Annotated in this window: 23 protein-coding genes and 2 pseudogenes; 23 read left to right on the plus strand and 2 right to left on the minus strand. The window is 40.9% G+C overall.

Annotation, left to right across the window (positions count from 1 at the left end; translation table 11 throughout):
* The first annotated feature begins 22 nt into the window (after positions 1-22).
* The 14 genes and pseudogenes from KFQ09_RS12255 (at position 23) to KFQ09_RS12320 (ending at position 17,287) form a co-directional block, all read left to right on the plus strand.
* Positions 23-2,131: a SpoIID/LytB domain-containing protein gene (locus KFQ09_RS12255; RefSeq protein WP_008348301.1), complete on the plus strand. Its 2,109-nt coding sequence runs from the start codon at positions 23-25 to the stop codon at positions 2,129-2,131.
* Between the two features lie 22 nt (positions 2,132-2,153).
* The gene (locus KFQ09_RS12260) at positions 2,154-3,644 is read left to right on the plus strand and encodes an N-acetylmuramoyl-L-alanine amidase (protein WP_008348299.1); all 1,491 of its coding nucleotides are present in this window, start codon (positions 2,154-2,156) and stop codon (positions 3,642-3,644) included.
* 132 nt (positions 3,645-3,776) lie between these two features.
* Positions 3,777-5,267: an N-acetylmuramoyl-L-alanine amidase gene (locus tag KFQ09_RS12265; protein ID WP_255835704.1), complete on the plus strand. Its 1,491-nt coding sequence runs from the start codon at positions 3,777-3,779 to the stop codon at positions 5,265-5,267.
* 144 nt (positions 5,268-5,411) lie between these two features.
* Positions 5,412-5,981: a hypothetical protein gene (locus tag KFQ09_RS12270; RefSeq protein WP_019743577.1), complete on the plus strand. Its 570-nt coding sequence runs from the start codon at positions 5,412-5,414 to the stop codon at positions 5,979-5,981.
* Positions 5,982-6,180: 199 nt separating this feature from the next.
* Positions 6,181-6,839 (plus strand): annotated as a pseudogene (locus KFQ09_RS12275) (sugar transferase).
* A gap of 18 nt (positions 6,840-6,857) precedes the next feature.
* Positions 6,858-8,309 (plus strand): teichuronic acid biosynthesis protein TuaB, encoded by a 1,452-nt coding sequence (locus tag KFQ09_RS12280; RefSeq protein WP_250026658.1) that lies wholly within the window; start codon positions 6,858-6,860, stop codon positions 8,307-8,309.
* Positions 8,306-9,490, plus strand: a complete 1,185-nt coding sequence (locus KFQ09_RS12285; protein WP_255835705.1) for a teichuronic acid biosynthesis protein TuaC — start codon at positions 8,306-8,308, stop codon at positions 9,488-9,490. The genes KFQ09_RS12280 and KFQ09_RS12285 overlap by 4 nt, the downstream gene beginning before the upstream one ends.
* A 75-nt stretch (positions 9,491-9,565) precedes the next feature.
* Positions 9,566-10,902: pseudogene (locus tag KFQ09_RS12290) on the plus strand (UDP-glucose/GDP-mannose dehydrogenase family protein).
* Between the two features lie 13 nt (positions 10,903-10,915).
* Positions 10,916-11,845 carry an NAD-dependent epimerase/dehydratase family protein gene (locus KFQ09_RS12295; RefSeq protein ID WP_017368146.1) on the plus strand — a complete coding sequence of 310 codons (930 nt, stop codon included), beginning with the start codon at positions 10,916-10,918 and terminating at the stop codon, positions 11,843-11,845.
* Between the two features lie 39 nt (positions 11,846-11,884).
* Entirely contained in the window at positions 11,885-13,351 is a 1,467-nt protein-coding gene (locus tag KFQ09_RS12300) for a teichuronic acid biosynthesis protein TuaE (RefSeq protein WP_144683529.1), read from the plus strand.
* Positions 13,352-13,412: 61 nt separating this feature from the next.
* Positions 13,413-14,090 (plus strand): teichuronic acid biosynthesis protein TuaF, encoded by a 678-nt coding sequence (locus KFQ09_RS12305; protein ID WP_255835706.1) that lies wholly within the window; start codon positions 13,413-13,415, stop codon positions 14,088-14,090.
* Between the two features lie 24 nt (positions 14,091-14,114).
* Complete coding sequence (locus tag KFQ09_RS12310) at positions 14,115-14,870, plus strand: teichuronic acid biosynthesis protein TuaG (RefSeq protein ID WP_135226382.1); 756 nt, start codon at positions 14,115-14,117, stop codon at positions 14,868-14,870.
* A complete protein-coding gene (locus tag KFQ09_RS12315) occupies positions 14,839-16,086 on the plus strand; it encodes a teichuronic acid biosynthesis protein TuaH (protein ID WP_017368143.1) in 1,248 nt (415 codons plus the stop codon). The genes KFQ09_RS12310 and KFQ09_RS12315 overlap by 32 nt, the downstream gene beginning before the upstream one ends.
* A 133-nt stretch (positions 16,087-16,219) precedes the next feature.
* Positions 16,220-17,287 (plus strand): glycosyltransferase family 4 protein, encoded by a 1,068-nt coding sequence (locus tag KFQ09_RS12320; protein WP_007499956.1) that lies wholly within the window; start codon positions 16,220-16,222, stop codon positions 17,285-17,287.
* Positions 17,288-17,324: 37 nt separating this feature from the next.
* Here KFQ09_RS12320 and KFQ09_RS12325 read toward each other — a convergent pair whose 3' ends face one another.
* Positions 17,325-18,422 carry an LCP family protein gene (locus KFQ09_RS12325; protein ID WP_007499958.1) on the minus strand — a complete coding sequence of 366 codons (1,098 nt, stop codon included), beginning with the start codon at positions 18,420-18,422 and terminating at the stop codon, positions 17,325-17,327.
* On the minus strand, positions 18,407-19,075 hold the full coding sequence (locus KFQ09_RS12330; RefSeq protein WP_017357860.1) for a YigZ family protein: 669 nt from the start codon (positions 19,073-19,075) through the stop codon (positions 18,407-18,409). Before KFQ09_RS12330 ends, KFQ09_RS12325 begins: the two co-directional genes overlap by 16 nt.
* A gap of 221 nt (positions 19,076-19,296) precedes the next feature.
* Here KFQ09_RS12330 and KFQ09_RS12335 point away from each other — a divergent pair, with 221 nt between their 5' ends.
* From KFQ09_RS12335 to KFQ09_RS12375, 9 genes are all read left to right on the plus strand, one after another.
* Complete coding sequence (locus tag KFQ09_RS12335; RefSeq protein WP_003213166.1) at positions 19,297-20,472, plus strand: two-component sensor histidine kinase DegS; 1,176 nt, start codon at positions 19,297-19,299, stop codon at positions 20,470-20,472.
* Positions 20,473-20,536: 64 nt separating this feature from the next.
* Positions 20,537-21,226, plus strand: a complete 690-nt coding sequence (gene degU / locus KFQ09_RS12340; protein ID WP_008348273.1) for a two-component system response regulator DegU — start codon at positions 20,537-20,539, stop codon at positions 21,224-21,226.
* A gap of 211 nt (positions 21,227-21,437) precedes the next feature.
* Complete coding sequence (locus KFQ09_RS12345) at positions 21,438-22,280, plus strand: DegV family protein (RefSeq protein WP_144683538.1); 843 nt, start codon at positions 21,438-21,440, stop codon at positions 22,278-22,280.
* 119 nt (positions 22,281-22,399) lie between these two features.
* Positions 22,400-23,779: an ATP-dependent helicase ComFA gene (locus KFQ09_RS12350; protein WP_370648328.1), complete on the plus strand. Its 1,380-nt coding sequence runs from the start codon at positions 22,400-22,402 to the stop codon at positions 23,777-23,779.
* A 64-nt stretch (positions 23,780-23,843) separates the two neighbouring features.
* Entirely contained in the window at positions 23,844-24,137 is a 294-nt protein-coding gene (locus tag KFQ09_RS12355; protein WP_008348267.1) for a late competence protein ComFB, read from the plus strand.
* The gene (locus KFQ09_RS12360) at positions 24,134-24,820 is read left to right on the plus strand and encodes a ComFC family protein (protein WP_216942854.1); all 687 of its coding nucleotides are present in this window, start codon (positions 24,134-24,136) and stop codon (positions 24,818-24,820) included. The genes KFQ09_RS12355 and KFQ09_RS12360 overlap by 4 nt, the downstream gene beginning before the upstream one ends.
* Positions 24,821-24,876: 56 nt before the next feature.
* Positions 24,877-25,296: a TIGR03826 family flagellar region protein gene (locus KFQ09_RS12365; RefSeq protein WP_017357864.1), complete on the plus strand. Its 420-nt coding sequence runs from the start codon at positions 24,877-24,879 to the stop codon at positions 25,294-25,296.
* A 79-nt stretch (positions 25,297-25,375) separates the two neighbouring features.
* Positions 25,376-25,639, plus strand: a complete 264-nt coding sequence (flgM, locus tag KFQ09_RS12370) for a flagellar biosynthesis anti-sigma factor FlgM (protein WP_003213252.1) — start codon at positions 25,376-25,378, stop codon at positions 25,637-25,639.
* An 18-nt stretch (positions 25,640-25,657) separates the two neighbouring features.
* Entirely contained in the window at positions 25,658-26,140 is a 483-nt protein-coding gene (locus KFQ09_RS12375) for a flagellar protein FlgN (protein ID WP_007499977.1), read from the plus strand.
* Positions 26,141-26,143 lie beyond the last annotated feature (3 nt).

A 26,143-nucleotide genomic window follows, 5' to 3' on the forward strand; every position in this document is an offset into this window, starting at 1 on the left:
AAGATGGGCGGGATGAACAAAATTGAAGAAAACAGGCATTACACTTATCGTTCTCATGACACTGACACTACTAATTGCACCTTTTCAGTCTGCCATGGCCAGCTCGACAATTTCAGTAAAACTGTCTAACTATATCGGAAACAAAAACAGCATGGATTTCTCAACAACGGGGGAATACAAACTATCAGGATCAAATGTCGCTGTGACGAAAAGATACGACGGCAAAAATCGTTACGAAGTAGCCAATAGTATTGCTTCTGCAGGATGGAAAAATCCTTCAACCGTTGTGATTGTGAGCCGAGATGCTTTTGATCATGCCATTTCTGTATCGCCGTTAGCATACAAATTAGGCGCCCCAATTTTGTACACGAACATTGAAAAGCTAACGAAGACAACTGAAAATCAGTTGAAAAAGATGAATCCTGATAACATCTTAATTGTCGGGAATACGAAAAGTATTTCAACAGCTGCTGAGAAATCAATCAAAAAGTATGGAAAAGTGAGACGCATTAGTGGGAAAGACAAATTTGAAATTTCCCAAAAAATCGCCAAAGAAATGGGTAACTATAAGCAAGCAATTGTTGTCGGCGGGAACTCATTCATGAATGGGATTGCAATTGCATCCTATGCATCGAGAAAAGGATACCCAATCCTATTAACAAAAAAAGATTCCATTCCGTCTTATAAAATGCCAAGTAAAGTCATTATCATCGGCAGTACAAAAAGTACGGGACAAAAAGTAGAAAATCAAATCAAGAAAACCTCACAGGTGACACGAATCAGCGGTGCCAATCGCTACGAATTATCTGTGAATATCATTAAAAAATTAAACATTAATGCAGATAAAGTGTACTTGGCAAAAGCCTCTAGCTATATTTATGCAATGCCTTTGTCGCAATTGGCTGCAAAATCTAACAGTACCGTTGTGTATGTGAAGCCGGATTCTGTCACAGCGTCATTAAAAGCATTGCTGAAAGAAAAAGGTACATATGCTTACCATCTTGCTGGTAGCACAAGTGCGATTACAGATAGTTTAAAAAATTCTTTAGCCAAACAAGTCTATCTGAAAAAAAATCAAAACTACCAATTGAATATTTCTAACGGAAAAATTTCATTAAAAGGCATTAAGACGTATAACACATTAAGAGTTGTTCCTGAGAAATATTCAACCAAAAATGTCCTTCAAATCGCAGGGAAGCCTTACTTAGGTAACGTCAACTTTGCCATTGAATCAGGATATATCAGGCCGACTAATGAAAATATTCCATTTGAAGACTATCTAAAAGGTGTTGTGCCAAACGAAATGCCTGCGAGCTGGCATGTTGAGGCATTAAAAGCACAAGCTGTTGCCGCTAGAACGTATTCAGTGAAAAGTATTGGAAAAGTCGTACCTGATACAACAGCCTTCCAAGTATATGGAGGATATAACTGGTACACAAATTCGACAAAAGCTGTGGATGCCACAAAAGGCAAGGTTCTGAAATACAACAATCAACTTATTTCAGCCACCTATTATTCTAGTAATGGCGGATACACTGAGGCGAGTGAAGAAGTATGGGGGAATGCACTGCCATACTTAGTCGCCAAAAAAGACACAAAAGATCCTGTCAATGCGTGGACACTGAAGTTGTCTAAAAAGCAATTAGGCACTACGTTGACTGCAAGTACAGCAGCTTCTGAGTGGTCTAAGGCAAAAGAAGCCAATGCTGCCGACCTTGCTGGTCTAAAATCATGGCTGTTGAAAAATAAAGAAACAGCTGCATCTGACATGAGAATTGCATCTATTTCAAGCCTGACATTCTCAGGAAAAACAAAAGGTCAGCGTGCGAAGACCGTTTCAATCAAGCTGAATTACCATCTGAAAAACAAAACAGGTACGTATACAGTGAACAAAAGTACAACGGCAAGTATGAAAATGACAGAGTTTAGAACAGTCATGGGCGCAACAAAGGTGAAAAGTACGTTTGCGTCAGTAAAGAATAATACAAATGATTTCACGATTTCAGGAAAAGGCTATGGTCACGGCATTGGTATGAGTCAATACGGCGCCAAAGCTAGAGCTGAATCTGGAAACTCGTATTCTTCTATACTTTCGTTCTACTATCCAGGTACAAAACTAACAAACTATTAAAAGTTAAGGGAGGACACAGAAGATGCGCTCAATGATCAAAACAGCCATCCTCAGCCTCATCGCCATTTTCGTTATTGTTCCAACAGCTTCAGCAGATAACTCGGTCTCCCGAATTGATGGTGGGAGCCGGTATGCTGTAGCAGCAAACGTAGCGAAAAAAGGATGGGGAACAGCAAGTACAGTTGTTTTAGTGGGGAAAACTGCATATGCAGATGCAACAGCAGGAATTCCACTGGCACATCAAAAAAATGGACCAGTTCTTTACACAAATAGTACAAGCCTTTCTGGAGATACAAAAAAAGCCTTAACGGCTTTAAAAACGAAGACAGTTATTGTTTTAGGCAGCACATCAAGTGTGTCAAACAACGTGGTCAATCAAGTAAAGAAAATGGGCATCTCTACACAACGTATTTCAGGAAAAAACCGATATGAGCTATCGGCAAATATCGCGAAAAAAATGAAAACGCCAGCTGGCGTCGTTGTGGTTGAAGGGTCATTCTATGCACATGGAATTGCCATTGCACCTGTAGCGGCACAAAAAGGGTTCCCAATTCTATATACAGATAAAAAGGGCCTTCGTTCTGAAATCGCTTCTGTTGCAAAAGCAAGCAATGTGAAACAAACCATTGTCGTAGGCGGAGAGAATTACGTCACAAAAGCAGCTTATAATCAATTAAAATCTCCAACGCGAATCAAAGGCTCTACTCGTTATGACGTGGCTGCGAATATTGTGAAAAAATACAATATGAGCACAAATAATACCTATGTAGGAAGAGGGTTTGGCTATGCCACTTCATCTTCTGCGGCAGGAATTGCAGCAAAGCAAAACAAAGCATTGCTCCTAACGAATGAAAAGACGCTGCCAAAGGTAACAAGAGCGACGATTAGCAGCAAAAAAATCACCAAATTTACTGTCGTTGGCAGTACAAATACAGTGACACCAACTGTCGTGAATCAATTGAAAAATCCTGTCGTTGGCAAAAAAGTATTCATTGACCCAGGTCATGGCGCTCATGATTCAGGAGCGGTAGGCTACGGATTATATGAGAAGAACTTAAACTTAGATGTAGCCAAACGTCTAAATACAAAGTTAAACAACGCAGGTGCACTTGTGACGATGTCAAGAACATCAGACACATTCGACAGTCTTCAAACACGGGTGAGCAAAGGTGCGTCAGCAAATGCAGATATCTTCATCAGTGTCCATGCGAACTCAAATGATAACAGCAGTGCAAATGGAACTGAAACGTATTATGACAAAACATATGCGGCAACAAACAGCTTGAAGCTTGCGCAAAATATTCAGCCTAAAATGGTCAGTGCATTAGGCACAAGAGACCGTGGCGTGAAGACAGCTGGTTTCTATGTGATTAAATATTCTAAGATGCCAAGTGTTCTCTTAGAAACTGGTTTTGTTTCCAGTCCAGTTGATTCAAATATTTTGAAATCTGCTACTTATAAAGATCGATTAGCGTCAGGTATTTCAAGCGGTGTTTCAGGCTATTTTAGATAAGAAAACATACAGATGAGGGGTGCCTAAGATACACCTCTTAGGCTGCTCGAGAAACGACTCTCGGCAGCCTTTTTTCAAAAGTACATGAAGTGTTTCCGGGGTGAAGGGTTCAAAACCAAGGAGGTTGACTTCATGCGTTCTTATATCAAATGTTTTGTTTTGATTGTGGTTTCACTATGTTTGTATGCACCATCTGCATTTGCGCAGCACAATGTATCGAAAATTGAGGGAAGTAATCGATATGAGGTGGCAGTTAACGCTGCAAAACGAGGCTGGTCGACAGCACATACAGTTGTTTTAGTAGGCGGTGAAGCTTATGCAGATGCGCTAAGTGCTGTGCCGTATGCCTTTCAGCAAGGAGCCCCAGTGCTTTTAACGAATACTAGCAGTCTTTCAGGTGCAACTAAGTCAGGTCTTCAGCATTTTAAAACGAAGCGTGTCATCATTCTTGGCGGAACCGCAAGCATTTCTCAAAAAGTCGTAGCGCAGCTAAAAGCAATGAATCTATCCGTATCGCGAATACAAGGGAAGAATCGATATGAATTGGCGGCAAACGTTGCTAAGCAAATGAAGAGTGCTGATACAGCTGTGATTGTGAATGGTTCTGCTTATGCAGATGCTGTGGCGATTGCTCCGTATGCTGCAAAACAGGGCTTTCCTATTTTATTAACCGATGCAAAAGGGCTGCGGCAGGAAACAGCCAATCTATTAAAAAGCAAAGCGGTGAAACGGACGATTGTGATTGGCGGGGAAACAAATGTCAATCAAGCAGCCTATCAAAAGCTACCATCACCCGTGAGAATCAGCGGAGCCAATCGGTATGAAGTGGCAGCCCGAATTGCGAAAACATACCCGATGAAGACAACCCAAACGTATATGAGTAACGGCTATGCATATGCCGATGCGGCAGCTGCGGCAAGTACGGCAGCCAAGCAAGGGCAAACCCTTCTTCTTACAGACGCTCAATCAGTACCAGATGCGATTCGTCGTGTCATTGGGTCTAAAAAGATTTCAACATTTACAGTGTTGGGCGGAACATCAACCATACGAACCAGTGTGATCACACAGCTGAAAAATCATGTGTTAGGTGAAACCATCTTTATTGATCCAGGTCATGGTGCACAGGATGCTGGAGCGGTAGGAAATGGGCTGTTTGAAAAAAACGTTAATCTGGATGTCGCGTTAAAACTGCAAGCAAGGCTCAAACAAGCGGGTGCGCTGACGGTCATGTCTAGAACATCTGATACATTTGATTCCTTGCAAACACGTGTAAGCAAAGGATCACAGGCTGGTGCGGATGTGTTCATCAGCATCCATGCCAATGCAAATGATCATAGCGGTGCAAATGGAACAGAAACGTATTATGATGCGACGTATGCTTCGGCCAATAGTTTAAAGCTGGCACAAAAGGTACAGCCCCAGATGGTGAAAGCCCTTGGCACAAGAGATCGCGGTGTGAAGACAGCAGGGTTCTACGTGATCAAGTATTCAAAAATGCCCAGCATCTTGCTTGAAACGGGGTTCGTAACTAGTCCGATTGATGCCAGTATATTAAAATCAACGACTGCCAAGGAGCGGCTGGCTTCAGGAATCGCAGCAGGTGTATCTCAATATTTTGAATAAAATAGATCGGATGAATGATATGTCAAGTTAAAAATACATTTCATTTCAGGTTATTTTTGTTATAATCGAAACATAGAGGGTGGATTTTTCACGTATTTGCCTTCCAATGACAGCAAATCGACAAATCATGAAGAGGTGACGATCTTGAAAAAATTAATCACAATGCCGTTTTTAGTCTTACTTCTAGGTGTAATGCTCACAGCATGCGGCACATCAAATCAGTCAAACGATAACAATACGGATAACAGCAAAAAAGAAACAACTGAAGCAGCAGATCAAAAGAAAGAAAATGCAACAGACGAAAAGACGGAAGACAAGTCTGCAAGTGAAAAAGCAGATGATGAAAGCAAAGAAACAGCTGCTCAAACAGAAGACCAAGCAGGTCAATCTGATGAAGATGCAAAAGAAAGCTCAAGTAAGGAAATCACAAAAGAAGAAACGACAAATGATCAGTCAAAAGCTGAATCTAAAACAAAAAAAGAATCTACAACGAAGAAAAATGAAGTCACCAAAGAAGGCACATATGTCGGTTTGGCTGATGGACATACAATTGCTGTCAACATTGATGGAAAAGAAGTAGCCATTCAATTCGGAAATACATTTTCTAAACAAGTGAACAGCCTAAAAGAAGAATCAAAAGTGAAAGTAACGTATACAAAAGATGCAAACGGAACGCTTAGACTGAAGACGATCGAATCCGTAAAGGCAAAATAAAAAAAAGACACGTAGACCCGCAGAAATGCGGGTCTTTTTTACGTTTAAAAGGGCATAACTTGATATAAGGGTACATTCTTAACACACTTTTACAAGACTTAACAGCCCATTTACATTTGCTTAATGTTGCTCTGCTAAACTGACTTTCATAGAACATCTCTTTACACAACAACTACTTTGAATGGTGAGGTGCAGGTCAGTGAGCGCAGAGAAAGCGATGAACCTTTACAGAGAATATGAAGTGAGACGAAACCACTCTTTTGCTTTAACAGAACATATGGTTCGATATTTATTTGCAAAACGTTTCATAGATGTCGTGTTCTCGTTCATCGGATTGATGTTGAGTACGCCAATCATTTTACTGTTTGCCCTTTTAATTAAGCTAGAAACACCAGGGCCAGCCTTTTATATGCAGGAAAGGGTCGGAAAAGACGGTGTCTACTTTAAATTATGGAAGCTCAGATCGATGAGAACCAACGCAGAAAGCGGAGGAGCGAAATGGGCGCAAAAAAATGACCCTCGTATCACCAAAGTGGGGCATTCATCAGAAAAACAAGAATTGATGAACTGCCGCAATTTATCAACGTGTTAAAAGGAGAAATGAGTATTGTAGGTCCACGTCCTGAAAGACCAATGTTTACTGCCGAATTTAATCGGACGATTCCAGGCTTTACAAAAAGACTGACAGTGAAGCCAGGGTTGACAGGTCTTGCTCAAGTAAATGGGGGATATGAAATGAGTCCAAGTGAAAAATTATCACACGACTTACAGTATATTCAAAACTTGACATTTTCTCTCGACACGAAGATTATGGTAAAAACGTTAAAAGTCATCGTGACTGGTGACGGAGCCAGATAAGTAAAGTAGGGAAGAGAAATGGCAAGTATGAAAAATCGCCTGCTGGGCGGAGCAAAATGGACAAGCTTGTCCGCATTGATCATTACCATCATCCAAATTGCACAGTTCGCCTTTTTAGGGAACGTAATGTCACTGAAAGAATTTGGACTCGTTGGCATGATCACAACGGTCACAATATTTACACAGATTTTACTTGATCTAGGCATCGGTGCTGCGATCATTCAAAAGGAACAAACGACGAAACGTCAATTATCTACATTATATTGGATCAACTTGCTGACGGGAATTCTCTTGTTTTGTGTATTGATCCTCGCAAGTCCCTTGATTGCCGCCTTTTATGCCAGACCTGAGCTGGAAGGCTTGCTCAAGTTATTATCAATCATGTTTCTCATTGCACCAATTGGTCAGCAATACCAATATATGATGCAGAAAGATTTAGCCTTTAAAACCTTAAGTACGATTGAGACGATAGCGACGATCATTTCGCTGATTGTTCTACTGATCCTAGCCTTTTTTATCAATCCAATTGTGGCCTATGTGATCTCTCAAGTGCTGCTTCAATCAGGAAAAGGTCTCATGTATGCAGCGGCTTATTGGAAGAAGTGGCGCCCGGCACCCGTTTTCGCATTAGAGGAAGTGAAAGAGTTTTTCTCCTTCGGGGCTTTCCAGCTTGCGTCAAGACTCGTCAATCGGGCAGGCTCAAACATCGACATGATTTTAATAGGACGGTTTCTTGGAGCAGAAGCTTTAGGGATTTACAGCCTGGCTTATCAAATCGTCACAATCCCGGTGCTGAAAATTAACCCGATTGTGACGAGAGTGGCTTTCCCAGTTTTCGCAAAAAGTCAGCGTGATCATTCTAGGCTGCGTGAGGGCTTCCTCAGTATGACGAATATGCTCGCACTCATTAGTTTTCCACTCCTCATCGGTCTTGCTGCCGTATCAGATAGCTTTATAGAAGTGGTGTTTGGAGAGAAGTGGCTAGTGGCGGTCCCGGTTTTGAATATTTTGTGCATTGTTGGTCTACTCCGTGTGCTGATGAATCCAAATGGTTCCATCCTTCTTGCAAAAGGAAGAGCTGACTTAGCTTTTTATTGGGATACAGGCATGCTCATCGTATATGGATGCGCCTTATATGCAGGAGTCCATACCGGCAGTCTATTGACTGTAGCTTGGGTCTACTCAGGGGTCAGCCTGCTGAACTTCATTGTCGGCAGGTGGCTGATGGCTTATGTCATTCAGCTAAATATGAAGGTGTATGTAAAATCACTCGTAAAGCCTGCTGTCATGACGCTGTTAATGGCCGCCTGCGCAGTGACTGTTCATCAAGGGATGAAGCTGACATCAGCGGATATACTGCTTCAATTACTACTCACGATTGGTTTAAGTGCGGTTTTATATAGCTTGCTACTTGTCAAAATGTATCCGCAGATGGCAGGGAAATTATGGAGAAGAGGTCGTTCGTCATGAAGGTGCTATGGCTGACAAGTGTATATCCTAGTGAAAAACATCCAAGTGAAGGCGTCTTCCATGAAACGCAAGTGCAGGAGCTGGTCAAAAAAGGCGTAGAAGTGAGCGTGATTTGTCCTACTCCTGTCAATCCGCCCATCTTACGGATGCTTAAAGCTTCCTATCGTCAGAGAAAAGATCTTCCCGAGCAGGAAGTGAGGTGCGGCGTGCCGGTTTACAGACCGCCCTATACAGCGCTGCCTGGACAGCTAAAATGGGCTCAGCCGAGTAAACGAATCGCAGCTTCTGTCCTGCGCACAATGGAGCGTTATGAACTGTCACCGGATTTCATCCATGCGCACTTTGCCATGCCGTCTGGCGGCGCAGCAGCTGTGATCAAAAAGGAAGCAAACATCCCTTATCTTCTGACCTTACACGGCAGTGATGTGAACGTCTATCCAACCTATGGCCAAGGGGCGCTTGCAGCCTTCGAAGCAGCAGTAAAACAGGCGTCTGCTGTTCTCACAGTGAGTGAAGAGCTGGCAAAGAAAACACATGACATGACAGAGGTGGATGCACAATGTCTCCCGCTGGGAATTCCGCTCAAGTCATTTTCTAGAACACCAGGGGATCAAACAGCGATCAGAAAGCAGATCGGTTTACCGCTTCACGACAAGCTCGTCGTTTTTGTCGGCCGTTTAGTCAAAGAGAAAGGTTTGCTTGAATTAGCGGAAGCTGTCAGCGGGATGGAGGGTGTAAAAGCCGTCTTTGTCGGAAAAGGCCCCCTCGCAAAGGAGCTGGCCGAACGGGCGGGAGAATCCATTATACTCCCGGGGCAGGTGCCGAATAAACAAGTCAAACATTATTTAATGGCAGCTGACCTGTTTGCCCTTCCATCCTACAGTGAAGGAATGCCGACTGTCGTCCTTGAGGCGCTCGCTTTAAAACTGCCTGTCATCGCAACACGGGTTGGTGGTCTCCCATCACTATTTTCTACCTATCAACATCTGCTCATTGAACCGCGTTCAACGAGTCAGCTAAAAGAAGCGATTCACGCTTATCTTTATGAAAACAGATGGAACGAGCAAGTGAAGAACGATCTTCACCACATCGTCCATACAGATTATTCATCATCACATAATGCTACGCTCCTGATTCAGCAATATGAAAAGGTGCTGAATCAATCAACATCCACCGTTTAAACAGGATGAAATGTGCAAAGACTGATAGATAAACAGTTTGGAACGACCAATATGCTTTTACTGAGAGGATGAAACATGTTGAAGAAAATTGCTGTGATTGGAACAGGATATGTCGGGTTAGTATCGGGTACTTGTTTTGCTGATATCGGAAATCGCGTCATTTGTTGTGACATCGACGAATCAAAAATCAACAGCTTAAAAAGCGGTCTCGTTCCAATTTATGAACCGGGCTTAAAGGAATTGATTGAGAAGAATACAGAAGAGGGAAGATTGTGTTTTACAACCAATATTCCCGCTGCAATTCGAGAATCAGAGATTATTTATATTGCGGTAGGAACACCAATGACACCTCAGGGGAAGCGGATTTAACATTCGTGAAAGCTGTGGCTCAAACGGTTGGAGAACACCTGAATGGCTACAAAATCATCGTGAATAAGAGCACAGTGCCAGTTGGAACAGGACGTCTTGTTCAAGCCATTGTTCAAAAGGCTTCACGCAGTAAATATCCATTTGACGTCGTCTCCAATCCAGAGTTTCTGCGGGAAGGTTCAGCTATTCAAGATACGATGAATATGGAGAGAGCGGTCATTGGCTCTACAAGCGCACATGCATCCACGATCATTAAAAAATTGCATGATCCGTTTCAAACAGAAGTGGTTGAGACCAATCTAGAAAGTGCAGAAATGATTAAGTATGCGGCAAATGCCATGCTCGCCACAAAAATCTCATTCATCAATGATATTGCGAACATTTGCGAGAGAGTTGGTGCTGATGTGGAAAAAGTCAGCGAAGGCGTTGGGTTAGATAGCCGTATCGGGCATAAATTTTTAAAAGCAGGCATTGGATTTGGCGGTTCTTGTTTCCCAAAAGATACGATGGCTCTTCTCAAAATTGCCGAAACAGCCGGCTACCGGTTCAAGCTGATCGAATCTGTCATTGAAACAAACAACCACCAAAGAGCCCATCTTGTCAGCAAACTGATGAGTGTGTTCGGTGATATTAAAGGAAAAACGATTTCCGTTTTAGGGCTCGCATTTAAACCAAATACAAACGATATGCGTTCAGCACCAGCACTAGATATTATCCCAATGCTGAGAGAGCTCGGAGCTTTTGTCAAAGCCTATGATCCAATTGCTTATATAGAAGCAGAAAGAGAGCTTGGCCCGCAGGCGGTCTTCAGCAATGATCTCTATGAAACAGTGAAAGATACAGATGCTTGTCTCATCTTAACGGAATGGGATGACGTACAGAAGATGGATAAAGATCAGATCAAGCAGCTGCTTCGTTCTCCCATTTTAATTGATGGAAGGAATTTGTTTGATCCAGCAGAAATGAAAGAGAGAGGATTTATTTACCAGTCCATCGGCCGCCCAGGCGTATGGGAAACAGAATTGGTATCGAAGGCACAATAATAGGGGAACTTGGATGAAGAAAGTATTGGTCACTGGGGGAAGTGGATTTATAGGATCTCATACGGTAGAGGCTTTATTAGAGAAAGGATATGAGCCTATCGTTCTTGATAACTTTTCAACTGGATCGAAGGAAAATATCGCTCATCTATCCGTACAATGCATTGAAGCAGATGTCACAAAATCAGAAACGGTCGATTTGATCAAACACATTGCACCAGATTATATCATTCATCTTGCAGCGCAAGTGAGTGTAGCCGTTTCGGTTCAACATTTCGTCTACGACGAAGAGGTCAATATTAAAGGCTCGCTGCATGTGATCAAAGCAGCGGCTGAAGCCGGGGTGGAGAAAGTGGTGTTTGCCTCATCGGCAGCAGTCTATGGAGACCCAGTCTATCTGCCGGTCGACACAGCTCATCCACTGCAGCCTGGCTCACCTTATGGCTTGTCGAAACTGACAGTTGAACGATACTTAGAGATGGCAAAATCACTCTATGATGTGGACTATTGTATTATGCGGTACAGCAATGTATATGGTCCGCGCCAAGACGCACTTGGTGAAGGTGGTGTTGTCTCAATTTTTTCTGATAAGTTTGCAAAACATGAGGCACCTTTCATCTTCGGAAACGGGGAACAAACAAGAGATTTTATCTATGTAGGCGATCTAGCCGCAGCGAATGTTGCAGCTTTAACAGCTCAATCAAACGTTTGTTTAAATATCTCATGTGGTCATTCCATCACGGTGAATGAGCTGTTTCAAACGATGAAGCGAGTCACGAGATCAGATCTTGAACCGATTTATAAGCCGCAGCGTGCAGGAGATATTGTGCATAGTACATTGGCAAATGAGGAAACGAAACAAGTCTTAGCATGGGAGCCTGTTGTGACTTTACAAGAAGGTTTGGCTCGTACCATTTCCTACTATGAACAGGAAGTAAAGGCTTAATCCCTCAAATCGGATGGGTTGCTTAGGAGGAAAATAGGTATGAGTATGAAACAAACAGCATGGCAAATCATGATCGGATGTATGTTATTAGCAGCGGGTATAGGGCTTGTACAAATGGCATCCGCACAGCCTATCGGGTTAAAGAAGATGGTGGTCATTCCGGTTTTGATTGTGGTGCTCATAGCGGCTGCTATATGTATGAAGCTCTACATGAATGGTGAGCACATATTCATGTCAGCCATTTACCTTTTGATTGCATTAACATTTCTCAATAATGCTTTTTTCTCTATTAGTGTTGGGTTCTTTAGTCTCTTTCTCTACCGCATCATGCTCTTGGCTGTCTTTGCTTTATTCATATGGCGGATGAGAGACAAAGGAACGTACATATCCCAGTGGCAGCAAATTCGTGTTAAAGGCATTCTTGGTTTTTTCGCTGCATGGTTTCTTTACGGGCTCATCTCACTGCTTTGGGCTCATTCGGTCACAGACGGCCTGAAATATATGTCTCTTCTTGCGATGGGAATGGGTTTTGTCTTTCTTGTGGTCATGTACATTCAGCGAATGGATCAGATCGTGACTTTTTATAGTATTTGGCTAGTCATGACTGTATTTGTGATGGGAATCGGGTTCTATAATCACTTGACCTTGAATCATTTACCGAATACCTCATTGTATCTTGGACCAGCGTACAAACAGCACTATCCTACGGCTGTCTTCTTTAACCAAAATGACTTTGCGACGTTTTTATCTATTAGCTTTTTCTTATATGTGGCGTGTATGCGCCAAATGAAAAATGGTTATATCAAAGCGTTCGGATTACTAGGAGCCATCTTAGCGCTGTATCTCATTTTGTTAACAGAATCGCGCGCCAGCTTGCTTGGCATATTAGCTGGAGCGGTCATCTATGTATGGCTACTGATGCCTCGCTTTTTAAAAAAGTGGTCCATCATGGCAGCAGGCGGGCTTGGTATCATCTGTATCGCCATTTTTTCAGCCAAAATCTATTCTGTCTTTGATGACTTGTTTCTCGCTTCTCAGGTCGCTCATTCTTTTAGCGAACCACTTCCGTCCAACATTGCCCGGGCGAATTTAATCAAAAACGCCTGGCATTTCTTTACGAATTCATATGGCTTCGGAGTCGGAGCGGGCAATGTGTCTTATTACTTAGCTCACTTTTCTATCTTTGATACAGATCAGGTCGTCGAAGTTCACAATTGGCTGCTAGAGGTGATGACGAATTTTGGGTTTGCCGTCATGCTAGGTTATATCTCAGTGTATGCCTATCTCATGTTCTCACTGTACAAACAATACCAATTGGCTGACACGAGATCAGCCAAGATGATCATTGAAGGTCTATTTGCTGCCATGCTGAGCTTTCTCGTCTCAAGTATCAGTCCGAGTTCGGTCTCGAATTTATATTTCCACTGGGTGTTTCTAGGTCTAGTGATCGCAGCGGTCAATATCATGAAAAATAAACAGCGCTTCAAGCCGTGGGCAAACGTGTGATGCTGAGTTTGTATGGCTACACTAGTGAAAAAGCAAATACGTCAATGTTGGGAGAATGAGCATGTCTGGTTTTATGTTAAGAATAGGGAAGCGAATGAAAAAATATATCGTCTGGCTTGTGCTGCTGCCCGTTGTATTGGCTGCTTTTGGTTTCTTTTTTGCCAAGGGGACAGTAGAACAGTCTAGTTACACAGCTGCTGTGACCTTGACGCTTGGGAAATATGACGACGGTGTGTATAACAATATGGAAGAAGTGACATCTCTATTAAAAAGTGATGCATTTCTGAATCAAGCACTCCGTGATGTAAAGGAAGAAGAAAGGCAGGGTGTGAAAAATCGTTTGATTCTCACGAACCAGTCCGATACACAATTGCAGTTGTCGTTTACAGATGCTGATCAAGCTCGAGCTTTGGCGGTAGTGAAACAAGTGTCAGATACATTTTTAAAGCAGGACAAAGCCTTATTTACGAAAAGACAGCAAGTCATTGAAAGAAGACTATCCGCTCTTGAAGATGAATCTGTCAGCAATGACTCCAAAGTCGATAAAGAACGATTTTTATATGAATTGGAATCGACAAAGCTCGGGATGAAGCAGGCAAAGATTGTCGATCCTGCCCAAGTACTTGATGAAGGGAACAAAGGGATGTCAGCGAAAAAACGAGCACTGCTTGGACTTGTCATTGGCCTTAGCATCTCGCTTATGTTTGTGGTGTTACCTGAAGTGTTCAAAGAATCTTAATGATGAACTGGAGATGAGTCTTAGGTGAACAATCAACCGTTAGTATCAATTATTACACCGGCGTATAATGCGGAACGTTATTTAACGGATACAGTTCATTCCGTCCTTGCCCAAACCTATTCCAACTGGGAGCTGATCATTGCAGATGATTGCTCAACAGATGGCACAAGGAAGTTGTTAGGGGAATTAAGTCAGACGGACGACAGAATCAACGTCATTTATTTAGAGGAAAACGGGGGAGCCGCTATTGCTAGAAACACAGCCATCAAACAGGCGAAAGGCCGCTTTATCGCTTTTTTAGATAGCGATGATATTTGGAAACAGACAAAGCTCGAAAAGCAGGTCAAGTTTATGTTAGAAAATGATCATGCCTTTACTTTCACGGCATATGACATCATTTCAGAAAATGGAGAGCCGTTACAAAAAACCGTCACAGCGCCGGCTCAGTTGAACTACAATGAAGCTTTAAAAAATACGATTATCGGCTGTTTGACGGTGATGCTCGATCTTCAACAAGTAGGACACGTGGAAATGCCAAACATTCGAACAAGGCAGGACTTAGCCACATGGCTCTCTATTTTAAAAAAAGGATTTACTGCCTATGGAATGAGTGAGCCGCTCAGTGAATATCGCATCGTGGGAAACTCGATTTCTAGTAACAAGTGGAAAGCAGCGAAAAAAACATGGTTTGTCTATAGAGAAATTGAGCAGCTTCATTTTGTGAAAGCATCTTGGTGTTTTATGCACTATGCCACAAATGCTGTCAAAAAGCGTTTATAAACAGAAGGGAAAAAAGGTGATAAAGGTGAAAGCAGACTCGATCATACATGTGATTGTCGCAACGGGAGAATGGGGCCACGATGGCTTAAGGTACAGACGGCATCGACTGGCGGAATTTCTTGCATCTGATCCAGAAACGAAAGAGGTCATCTGGGTATGCCCATCTTCCACTCGTCATTCAACTCCCTTTCAGCCTATAACGGATCGAATGAAGCAAATGACCATTCCTGATGTGCTCAAGAGCAAGTTTTTTCGCTTTGGCCGTTATCAAGATATGTTTTATTTTCATAAATTATCTCCTCTTCTTGAGCATTTGCGTCAAGAAGAAAAGCAGGGCATAGCCGTCTGTTTATGGTATACGTTTCCGGGATTTCCGCTCTTATCTTCTTTATTTGAATGGAAACATATTGTGTATGATTGCAGTGACCTGTGGGGAGAGCCCATCAGCGGAAAAAACAACATTCTCTCTTATATGAGACAGCGAGTCATTGTAAAAGCTGAAAACCGCATTATTAAATATGCACACAGCATTACATGCTCTTCACAATACTTACATGATCAAATCAAAAAAAGGCTCATGGGTGAACCGAAAGATGTCTTTACAGTAGAAAATGGCGTCGAGTATGATGTGTTTGCAAAAAGCAACCTCCCTAGCAGGGAAGACGTGCTAGAGGGAAGAGAGGGAACGGTTCTTGGCTTTATAGGTGGGATCAAGCCGAAGCTCGATTTTGACATGATCGCTCAAGCTGCTCGAATGCAGCCAGATTGGACATTTTTATTTGTCGGTCCGGATGGAACGAATGGAGATCCATCTTTTCAGCATGCACTCAAACTGCCCAATGTCATATGGACAGGAGCAGTCGCACCAGAAGAAGTGCCTGCTTATATGAAATTAATTGATGTAGGGATGATGCCATACAAACAGTCTCCTTACAATCAAGCGGTTTTTCCGCTCAAGCTGTATGAATTTTTAGCTGCCGGAATCCCTGTTGTTGGTTTAAATCTTCCATCAACGGAAAGGCTAAAAGAGAATGATGTGTATGAATATGTAGAGGGCGAAGATCCAGCTCTCTTCGTCGAAGCCTGCCAGAAAGTGATCAGTAAAAAAGATGACATGACATGCAGACATCTAAGACAAAGCCGGGCAAAGAAAAAAGATTGGCACGCACTGTTCACAAACATGGTGGAATTAACGAATATTAAAGAAAACGCATAATTCATTCAGGATTGTGCGTTTTTATTTGTTTCTTCTTCTTAGGGGAGCTTGTGATCATCCTATATTCAATTGTATAATGGAAAGAGCGGCCAATATACAAAATACAGATTTCAATTTAGAAGGAGACTGACCTATGGATTACGAACGCGCCTTATTAGCGTTTTTTGTCTCTCTGGCTACAGTTTTAATTGTGACACCAATCGTCAAAAAGTTTGCAATTAAGATTGGTGCAGTGGACCAGCCGAATAAACGAAAAGTTCATGATAGAGTAATGCCTCGAATGGGCGGTTTGGCGATTTTTATTGGGGTAGCGGCTGGAGCACTAGCAGGCGGGCTGTTTCTACATAATAAAATTACAGCTATATCAGTTGGCGCTGTACTCATCGTCATTTTAGGTATATTTGATGATAAATATAATTTAAGTGCAAAATTTAAATTTCTTGTGCAAGTTCTCGTTGCTTGCTTAATCGTGAGCACGGGCTTAAAAATGGACTTTTTCTCTGTTCCTTTCTTAACAGATCGACTGGAGTTAGGATGGATGGCATATCCCCTGACTGTACTATGGATTGTTGGGATTACAAATGCGATCAATTTAATTGACGGATTAGATGGACTGGCTGCCGGAATTTCGGTTATCGGTTTAACCACGATTGCCGTCATGGCATTTTCTGCGGACAAGATCCTGATTCTTTCGTTATCTCTTGTCGTCATTGGCAGTACCATCGGTTTTCTTTTTTATAACTTCCATCCAGCAAAAATATTTATGGGTGATACAGGGTCGTTATTTTTAGGCTATATGATCTCGGTCCTGTCACTTTTAGGATTGTACAAAAGTGTTACTTTGTTTAGTGTTGTTGTCCCTGTAATTATTTTAGGTGTGCCTATTTTTGATACGACCTTTGCGATCATAAGACGAATATTGAATAAACAGCCTATCTCAGCACCTGACAAATCACACATCCATCATCGACTGATGGCCTTTGGCTTATCACATCGAATGGCAGTGATTGTGATTTACATGATTGGTTTAGTCTTCAGCTTAAGCGCGATTTTGCTGACAAGTGCCACCATTTGGCTGTCATTGATCATCATCTTTTTACTGGTCATGTTTATGCAAGTTATCGCTGAAGTCACTGGTTTGGTGAACGAAGAGTTTAAACCATTTACGAAATTCTACAAACGTATGGTCAAAAGACAATAAAAAACAGCCCGCTTCCAAGGAACGGGCTGTTTTCCTATTATTGTCCTGATGTGCTGGTCGAAGGGGCCTGGGTATCGGCTGACCCTGTTGCATCAGAAGATGAATCGGTTTGTGTATTTGTTTCAGTTGAGGACGATGACTCAGCAGGAAGCTTTAAATGCGTCCTTAACTCATTTTGCACCTCAGCCAAGTTGGTTTGATCTGGCTCAAAGAAGTATGTTCGATTTGGTCCTAAATAAAGGTCTGATCCTTTAATAGATAGTGTTTCAGTATCGTCTCCTTTGAAACCACTGTAAATTTGCTGTAGAGCAAGTCCTTCTGTGATGCGGAAGTTGGTTGTTATATGATCACTTACTTCTTTTGCGATATTATCCACGTTTGCAATGTTATGAGGTTTCGCCATTTGATCAATCATGGCACGTAAGATTTGTTTCTGACGATCGTTACGCCCGAAATCACCACGTGGATCTTGTTTTCTCATTCGCGCATAAGCAAGTGCCTCTTCCCCGTTTAAATGCATATTCCCTTTTTTAAAGTAAATCTTTTTCGATTTTTTGACGTCACTTTTTTCATTGAAGTCAAATGGAACGTCTATATCGATTCCCCCAACTTCATCAATGACATCCTTAAAACCGTCAAAGTCCACTGTTGCATATTTGTCAATTGGGATATGCAAGAATTGTTCGACAGTTTCAATCGTTTCGTCTTTACCGCCTTTAGCAAATGCCGCATTGATCTTTACTTTATTTCCCGTTGTGTCACTAGCAAGCTGTACTCGTGTGTCACGGGGGATACTGACCATTTTCATCGTTTTATCCTGAGGATTAATCGTTGCGACGATGAGTGAATCTGAACGGCCGTGATCACCATTTGTGGCGTAATCCTCTATACCAACAAATAGGACAGAGAAAGGTTTTTTCTTTATATCAATGACAGCATCACGGAGTTTCGATTTCTCCCCACGCTCTAATTCATCATAAGTTTTGTCAGCAGCCTGGAGTGTATTCACAATCTTATAAACTGCAAATCCGCCCATGCAGATGAAGAGAAGCAAAAATAAGACCAGAATCCGTTTGAAAATCTTTTTCTTCTTACTCTTTTTCTTTCGTACACGCACTTTTACTCGTTGTGCCATTCATCTGTCTCCTTTATCGGACCAACGTCCTTTTCTAAATAAATCAATTCGCCTTCTTTAGTAACACTCTTTCCATTCGTTAACTCAGTCATCCATTCAATGAACTGCTCTGTTTGTGTTTCTTCTACATACGTTTCAAAAATCACATCTTCTGCATAATGGATGTCTTTTAGCTGAAAAGATGAGGCTCTAAGCTCATTCTCTACCTTTCCAAGCCATGTATAATCTATTGTTGTGTGCATCGTACGCATTAAACAGCGTTCTACCATACCAACATGATTAATTGCTTCAGACACAGATTTTCCGTATGCGCGAATTAATCCACCGGCACCTAGCTTAATACCGCCGAAATAACGAGTGACGACAACAACTGTATCTTTCAGCTTGCGTTTTTTAAGCACTTCAAGCATGGGTACCCCTGCCGTACCGCTTGGTTCACCATCATCATTTGCTTTTTGAATCAGATCATGTTCACCGATCAAATACGCGGAACAATTATGAGTGGCGTTCCAATGTTGTTTTTTTATGGATTGTATAAAGGCTTGTGCTTCTTCTTCTGAGACAGCACGTTGTATATGACAAATAAAACGTGATTTTTCAATGACGATCTCATGCTCGCCACGGCTTTTGACTGTGAGATAGCGGTTCAGCAAAAGACATACCCTCCTGACAAGCAAATTGTAAGGCTAGAGAAAATTTGCATTGGTTTTAGAATTTTACAGCGTATTTTGTTATGATGATAGGAGCGGAAAAAGGGTCGTCATAAAAATTTCATGATTTATACGCATTCTTTCATTATAATTCGACATAAAATGCAGATCAATGACATTTATAATAAAAAAAGATGACATCACTGTTACGGGAGGGAAAAGCCATGACAACACCTAAAATGGATCCGAAGTTATTGGATTCAATCATCATGAAAATGCTAAGTACAGTTGATGGCAGTAAGGACGAAGTATTTAGAATCGGCGAACAGTCCCGTCAACAATATGAAAGCCTAGTAGAAGAGCTCAAGCAAATTAAACAGCAAGTCAACGAAGTAATTGATTTTGGGGATAAACTAGAAGTACATACGAGACATGCTAGAAATCGATTATCTGAGGTCAGCAGAAACTTCAACAAATTCAGCGAAGAAGAAATACGAGAAGCCTATGAAAAAGCACATAACCTGCAAGTAGAATTGACCATGATCCAGCAGCGCGAAAAACAGCTGAGGGAAAGAAGAGATGATCTCGAAAGACGATTGTTAAGCTTACAAGATGTCATTGAACGTTCAGAAACGCTTGTGAGCCAGATCACGGTCGTCCTCAACTACTTGAACCAAGATTTACGTCAGGTCGGTGTTTTACTTGAAGATGCTCAGGCAAAACAAGATTTTGGACTAAGAATTATTGAAGCCCAGGAAGAAGAGCGCAAAAGGGTATCACGAGAAATCCATGATGGACCTGCTCAGATGCTGGCAAACGTGATGATGCGTTCAGAACTAATAGAACGGATTTTTAGAGACCGTGGAACAGAAGAAGGCTTTAAAGAAATTAGAAGTCTAAGACAGAATGTGCGAAATGCACTGTACGAAGTGAGAAGAATCATTTATGATTTAAGACCGATGGCTTTAGATGATTTGGGTCTCATTCCGACACTGCGAAAATACTTAAACACAATTGAAGAATATGATGGAAAAACCAAAATTACGTTCCAGTGCTTAGGTGATACTGAAAGCGAAAGAATTGCTTCTCAATTTGAAGTGGCACTATTTAGACTAGCTCAAGAAGCTGTCACAAATTCTTTAAAGCATTCTGAAGCTGAAGAAATCTCTGTGAAGGTTGAAGTGACGAAAGACTTTGTCACCTTAATAATCAAAGACGATGGAAAAGGCTTTGATATGAAGGATGTTAAAACAAATAAAAACAAATCTTTTGGGTTACTTGGTATGAAAGAGCGCGTAGACTTACTAGAAGGTAAAATGACCATAGACTCAAAAATAGGTCTAGGGACATTCATCATGATTAGAGTACCGTTAACATTACAAAATAAAATTGTAAAATAGAGACAAAAGACATATTGACCATAAAGTTCAGGTGTAGAACAATAAACATGGGGAGGCGTAGCTTGTGACTAAAGTAAATATTGTAATTATCGATGACCACCAATTATTCCGTGAAGGTGTCAAACGGATTTTAGATTTTGAACCTACTTTTGAAGTAGTTGCAGAAGGAGACGACGGTGACGAAGCTGCACGTATCGTAGAACACTATCATCCGGATGTTGTCATTATGGACATTAATATGCCGAATGTAAATGGTGTGGAGGCTACAAAACAGCTAGTAGAGCTTTATCCCGAATCAAAAGTCATTATCCTATCTATTCATGACGATGAAAACTATGTGACACATGCATTAAAAACAGGAGCAAGAGGCTACTTGTTAAAAGAAATGGATGCAGACACCCTCATTGAAGCAGTAAAAGTAGTAGCTGACGGAGGCTCTTATTTACATCCGAAAGTCACTCATAACTTAGTAAATGAATTCCGACGCTTAGCAACAAGCGGCGTTTCAGCACATCCACAGCACGAGGTATATCCTGAAATTCGCAGACCACTTCATATCTTAACAAGACGTGAATGTGAAGTTCTTCAAATGTTAGCTGACGGAAAGAGCAACAGAGGTATTGGTGAGTCGCTCTTTATTAGTGAGAAAACAGTCAAAAACCACGTGAGTAACATCTTGCAAAAAATGAATGTAAACGACCGTACTCAAGCTGTTGTTGTAGCAATTAAAAACGGCTGGGTAGAAATGAGATAATGTTCCGGACAAGTACTCCTTTTTCGCCTGTTTTTAGTTCTCTCACATTCAAGTTAGAGAGCAATGATAGGCAGGTAAGGAGTCTTTTTCGGATATAGCGGGCTTGCCTATTGATTAGGCAAGCTTTTTTGATTAGTATTATAAATCTAGTGAAAAACAATGATCATTCTTTTTTAAAAAGCAACTTAACGGATAAGGAAGGTATTTAAGAATGAAAATAGCCGTTGTAACAGACAGTACTGCTTATATACCACAAGAACTACGTGATAAACATCATATTCATATGATCCCTCTGAATGTCATCTTTGGTACTGAATCATACCGTGAAGAAGTAGAAATGGATTGGAAGACATATTATGAAGAAGTCAAGAAACATAAAGATCTTCCAACAACCTCTCAGCCTGCTTTCGGTGAACTTATAGAATTATATGAAAAACTTAGCGAAACATATGATGCTGTGATTAGTATACATCTGTCAAGCGGAATTAGTGGAACATACAATAGTGCGGCCTCAGCAAATGAACTAGTTGACGGAATCGACATTTATCCGTTTGATACAGAGACTAGCTGTATGGCGCAAGGTTTTTATGTGTTAGAAGCTGCTGAAAAAATCCAAGATGGTGCTTCTCCAGAAGAAGTGATTTCCCATCTCAATTATCTGAAAGAAAATCAAAGAGCTTATTTTATGGTAGACGATTTAATTCATTTACAACGAGGCGGCAGATTAAATGGTGCTCAGGCTTTTATTGGAAGCCTCTTAAAGGTAAAGCCTATCTTGCATTTTGACAACAAGCTAATTGTCCCTTTTGAGAAGATTCGTACACGCAAAAAAGCCATTTCACGTATTTTTGAATTATTTGATGAAGATGCATCACGTGGTGTTCCAATGAGAGCAACTCTGATACATGGTAATAGAGAAGAAGAAGCAGATGAATTAATTGCGCACTTATTAGAAAAGTATCCTCATGTTGAATTTTATAAAAGCTACTTTGGTGCCGTGATTGGCACTCATCTAGGCGAAGGCTCTTTAGCACTTGGCTGGATCATCAGATAGATATCAAAATCCCCTTTTCTCATGGAAAAGGGGATTTGTTTTTCTATTTTTACAATTAGACGAAAGGCCTTCTCTTTGTACATAATGGGTCAACATGAATGGAAAGGTAGTGCGTGAAATTGAATCTGGAAAAAGCATTGGAACTCAGTCACAAGCTACAATCAAGGCACCTTCTTCCTGTTGAATGTCAATGTACACAGTCCGAATTGGAGTGGCTGGAGAATCAAGGATTTATCCATAGAACACCTGCAGTCGATAGGGTGGCGAGTGGTTTGATCTGCTGCCGGTGCGGTGTATCAAACATGCGCTACTTTGCCCTCTCTCCGTGTGAAACATGTAAAAAAGACTGTGTATACTGTAGATCCTGCATCATGCTGGGAAAAGTAAGCGAATGTGGCTTTCTCTACGAATGGACGGGTCCACAAAAGAAAGACACAAGACAAGTTGAATTAACATGGCAGGGGGAGCTTTCTAAAGGGCAAAAGAGAGCGTCCGATAGGCTAGTAGAAGCAATCCAAAACAAATTTGATCTGCTCGTTTGGGCTGTTTGTGGTGCGGGGAAAACGGAGGTGCTTTTTCATGGAATAAAATATGCGCTAAATAACGGAATGAGTGTTTGTATTGCGACGCCTAGAACCGATGTTGTACTTGAGCTTGAACCTCGAATGAGAAAGGCATTTCAAGGACTGAATATAGCTGCACTTTATGGCGGGAGTTCTCAAAGATTTCAAATGGCGCCGCTTATGATCGCTACAACCCATCAGCTAATGAGATATAAAAACGCCTTTGATGTCCTCATTGTAGACGAAGTCGATGCTTTTCCTTATTCAATCGATGAACGGCTTCAGTTTGCTGTTTTAAAGTCAATGAAAAAAACAGGAGTTAGAATTTACTTAAGTGCCACACCATCTAAAAAAATGCAAAAAGATGTTGCTCGTAGACAATTAGAAGCGATCAAAATTCCTCTGCGCTTCCACCAAAAACCGTTACCTGTCCCAACATTTCAATGGGTTGGAGATTGGAAAAAGAGATTAAAAAGAAATCGGCTTCCAGCATCTACAATGAACTGGCTGCATGAACATATCACAAAGAAAAAAAGAGTGTTACTCTTTGTTCCTTCTATTTCTACTATGAAGAAGGTAACTCATATTCTTCAAGGTCAAGATGTAAATGTACAGGGTGTTTCTGCGGATGATCAAGAAAGGAAGCAAAAAGTCCAGCATTTCAGAGATCATAGATACGATGTATTGGTTACAACAACTATTCTAGAAAGAGGCGTTACCATTCAAGATGTTCAAGTGGGCGTCTTAGGTGCGGAATCTCCTATTTTTACAGAAAGTGCACTTGTTCAAATTTCTGGTAGAGCAGGGAGACATCCAGATTTTTTTAACGGAGACGTGTACTTTTTTCATTTTGGTTTAACGAGAAGTATGAAACAAGCAAAGAAACATATCGTAAAAATGAATAATACAGCTGAAAAAGAGTTTTCTGAAAAATAGTGTGGGTTCAACTAAATCATGGTACATTATATTCACAAAACACAAATGGCAGGAGAGACAAAATATGCTACTCAACGCAAAAGAAATACTACTTAAAGAAATTCTCTATCAATATCTCAATCAATTAAACATGATTTGTCATTGTGAAAAATGTATAGAAGATGTATTAGCCATTTCTCTAAATCAAGTGAAACCGCAATATATAACAGATATCGATAAAATATCCTACAGTAAATCCGAGATGGTGGATAAACAGAAAAATACAGCGATGCTCGTCATTCTGACAGAAGCTGCTTCAACGGTCACTACATATCCAAGGTGCGAAAATCATTTGCCGTTGAACAAAGAAAAGCGTTGATTTGTCCAATTTGTGAGAGTCATTTTGTGGCTGATTTTACATGGAAATCATTCCTACTATTAAATGAAGATCGTTTATGTGTAGCATGTAAGAACCACCTGATGAAGATTCAAGGTCCTACTTGTCCCAAATGCGGAAGAGCGCAATCAAATGATCAATTGTGTCAAGATTGTTCAAGGTGGAATAAACGACGGGATTTTGCTGAGATTCTTGTAATGAATCGGTCTGTTTATGCTTACAACGACTTTATGAAAGATATTCTAGCTCGATTTAAATTTCGAGGTGATACGGCTTTAGCTGATCTATTTAAAAAAGATGTACAGTCAGCGTTTAAACGTTCTTTTTCAATCAAAGAACCGGTGCTTGTCCCAATTCCTTTGAGTAAAGAGAGATTAAAGGAAAGAGGATTCAATCAGTCAATGATGCTTGCTTCCATGATTGGCGGACCTATATTGGAGCCACTTATAAAAGTACATCAAAGGAAGCAGTCAAAGAAAAGAAAAAATGAACGTTTACATCAACAGAATTTGTTCCAATTAAGGCAGTCAAACCCGATCGTTCTAAAGGATATCATATTAATCGATGATATTTATACAACTGGGGCGACAGTCTATCATGCAGCAAAAATTTTAAAAGACGCAGGCGCCAAAAGTGTTTCCTCTTTTACGTTGATTCGTAGTTAAAAATCATGACAATCAACCGATATTAAGAAAAGAAAATAACGTAAGGGGTTTTGGTTATGAATCAATTGGCAAACTGTCCACAATGTAATCAGTTATTTTTAAAAACCACCATCCAAACGGTTTGTAACAAATGCTTTGAAGAAGAAGAACGTTCTTTTGATATCGTTTATAAATTCTTGCGTAAGCAAAGTAATAGACAATCAACCATTGCTGAAATAGTAGACGCAACAGAAGTTGATGAAGAATTAATCCTGAAATTTATCCGTTTGAAAAGACTTCAAATTAGTCAATTCCCGAATATCAACTATCCTTGTGAAAGATGCGGCCAACCGATCAGGAAAAACAAGCTGTGTAGCCATTGTGAAAAGGATATAAAGACACAAATCAGCCAAATGGACCAAGAAGAAGAGCGTAAAAGGGAGATTGAATCTAGGAAAAAAGACACCTATTATGCCATTAATCCTAAAAACGACTGATTCCCTAAACTAAGTTGCAGTTTGGTCGATAAAATGGATAGAATCAAGACAGACTGTAACGGAAAGCGAGAGGAATCCCGTGAAAATTAATCGATATGGAACACAACCAGTAAATCCTTACAAGAAAACATATGAGAAACAAACGTTGCAATCGAATCAAGCAAAATCAACTGACAAAGTCGAAATTTCTAAAAAGGCAATCGAAATGCAAAAGGTGCCGAATATCATGAAAGAACGTCAAGATAAAATAGACCAAATTAAAAAAAGCATTGAAGCCGGAACATATCAAGTAGATACAAAAGGCATTGCAGATAAAATGCTGAATTTTTATAAACAACAATAACAAAAGGGAGTAGCGTGAATGTCAGTAAAAATAATGATTGAAGAACTGCACCGTCTCTACGGATTACATGAACAGCTTCTAAAGCTGTCTAAGAATAAAACAGAAATGCTGAAAAATAATGAGATCGATGCTCTTTCAGAGGTTCTGAACCTTGAGCAAAAATATATTCAGGCCATTTCACAATTAGAAGAAAAGCGGATTGAAGCAGCAGTTCAATTTTTACAAAGTGATCAATCGCCGACAATCACCGCATGTATCGAAAAAGCTACAGGAACGGATCAAGAAGAGCTTATTTCGTTATATGAGAAGCTGAATGACATCATGGTGGAACTGAAAGATGTAAACGAACTGAACAAACAGCTTATTCAGCAGTCACTTCAATTTATTTCACTGACATTCGATCTTGTGAATCCTAACAAAGAAAATATGAATTACGGACAAAATGGTCTTGAGAGTTCAAAGCCTAAACAGCATAGGGCTTTGTTTGATTCAAAGGCGTAAACA

The organism is Bacillus sp. FS02, from assembly GCF_024398395.1.
In the GTDB taxonomy this organism is placed as follows: domain Bacteria; phylum Bacillota; class Bacilli; order Bacillales; family Bacillaceae; genus Bacillus; species Bacillus altitudinis.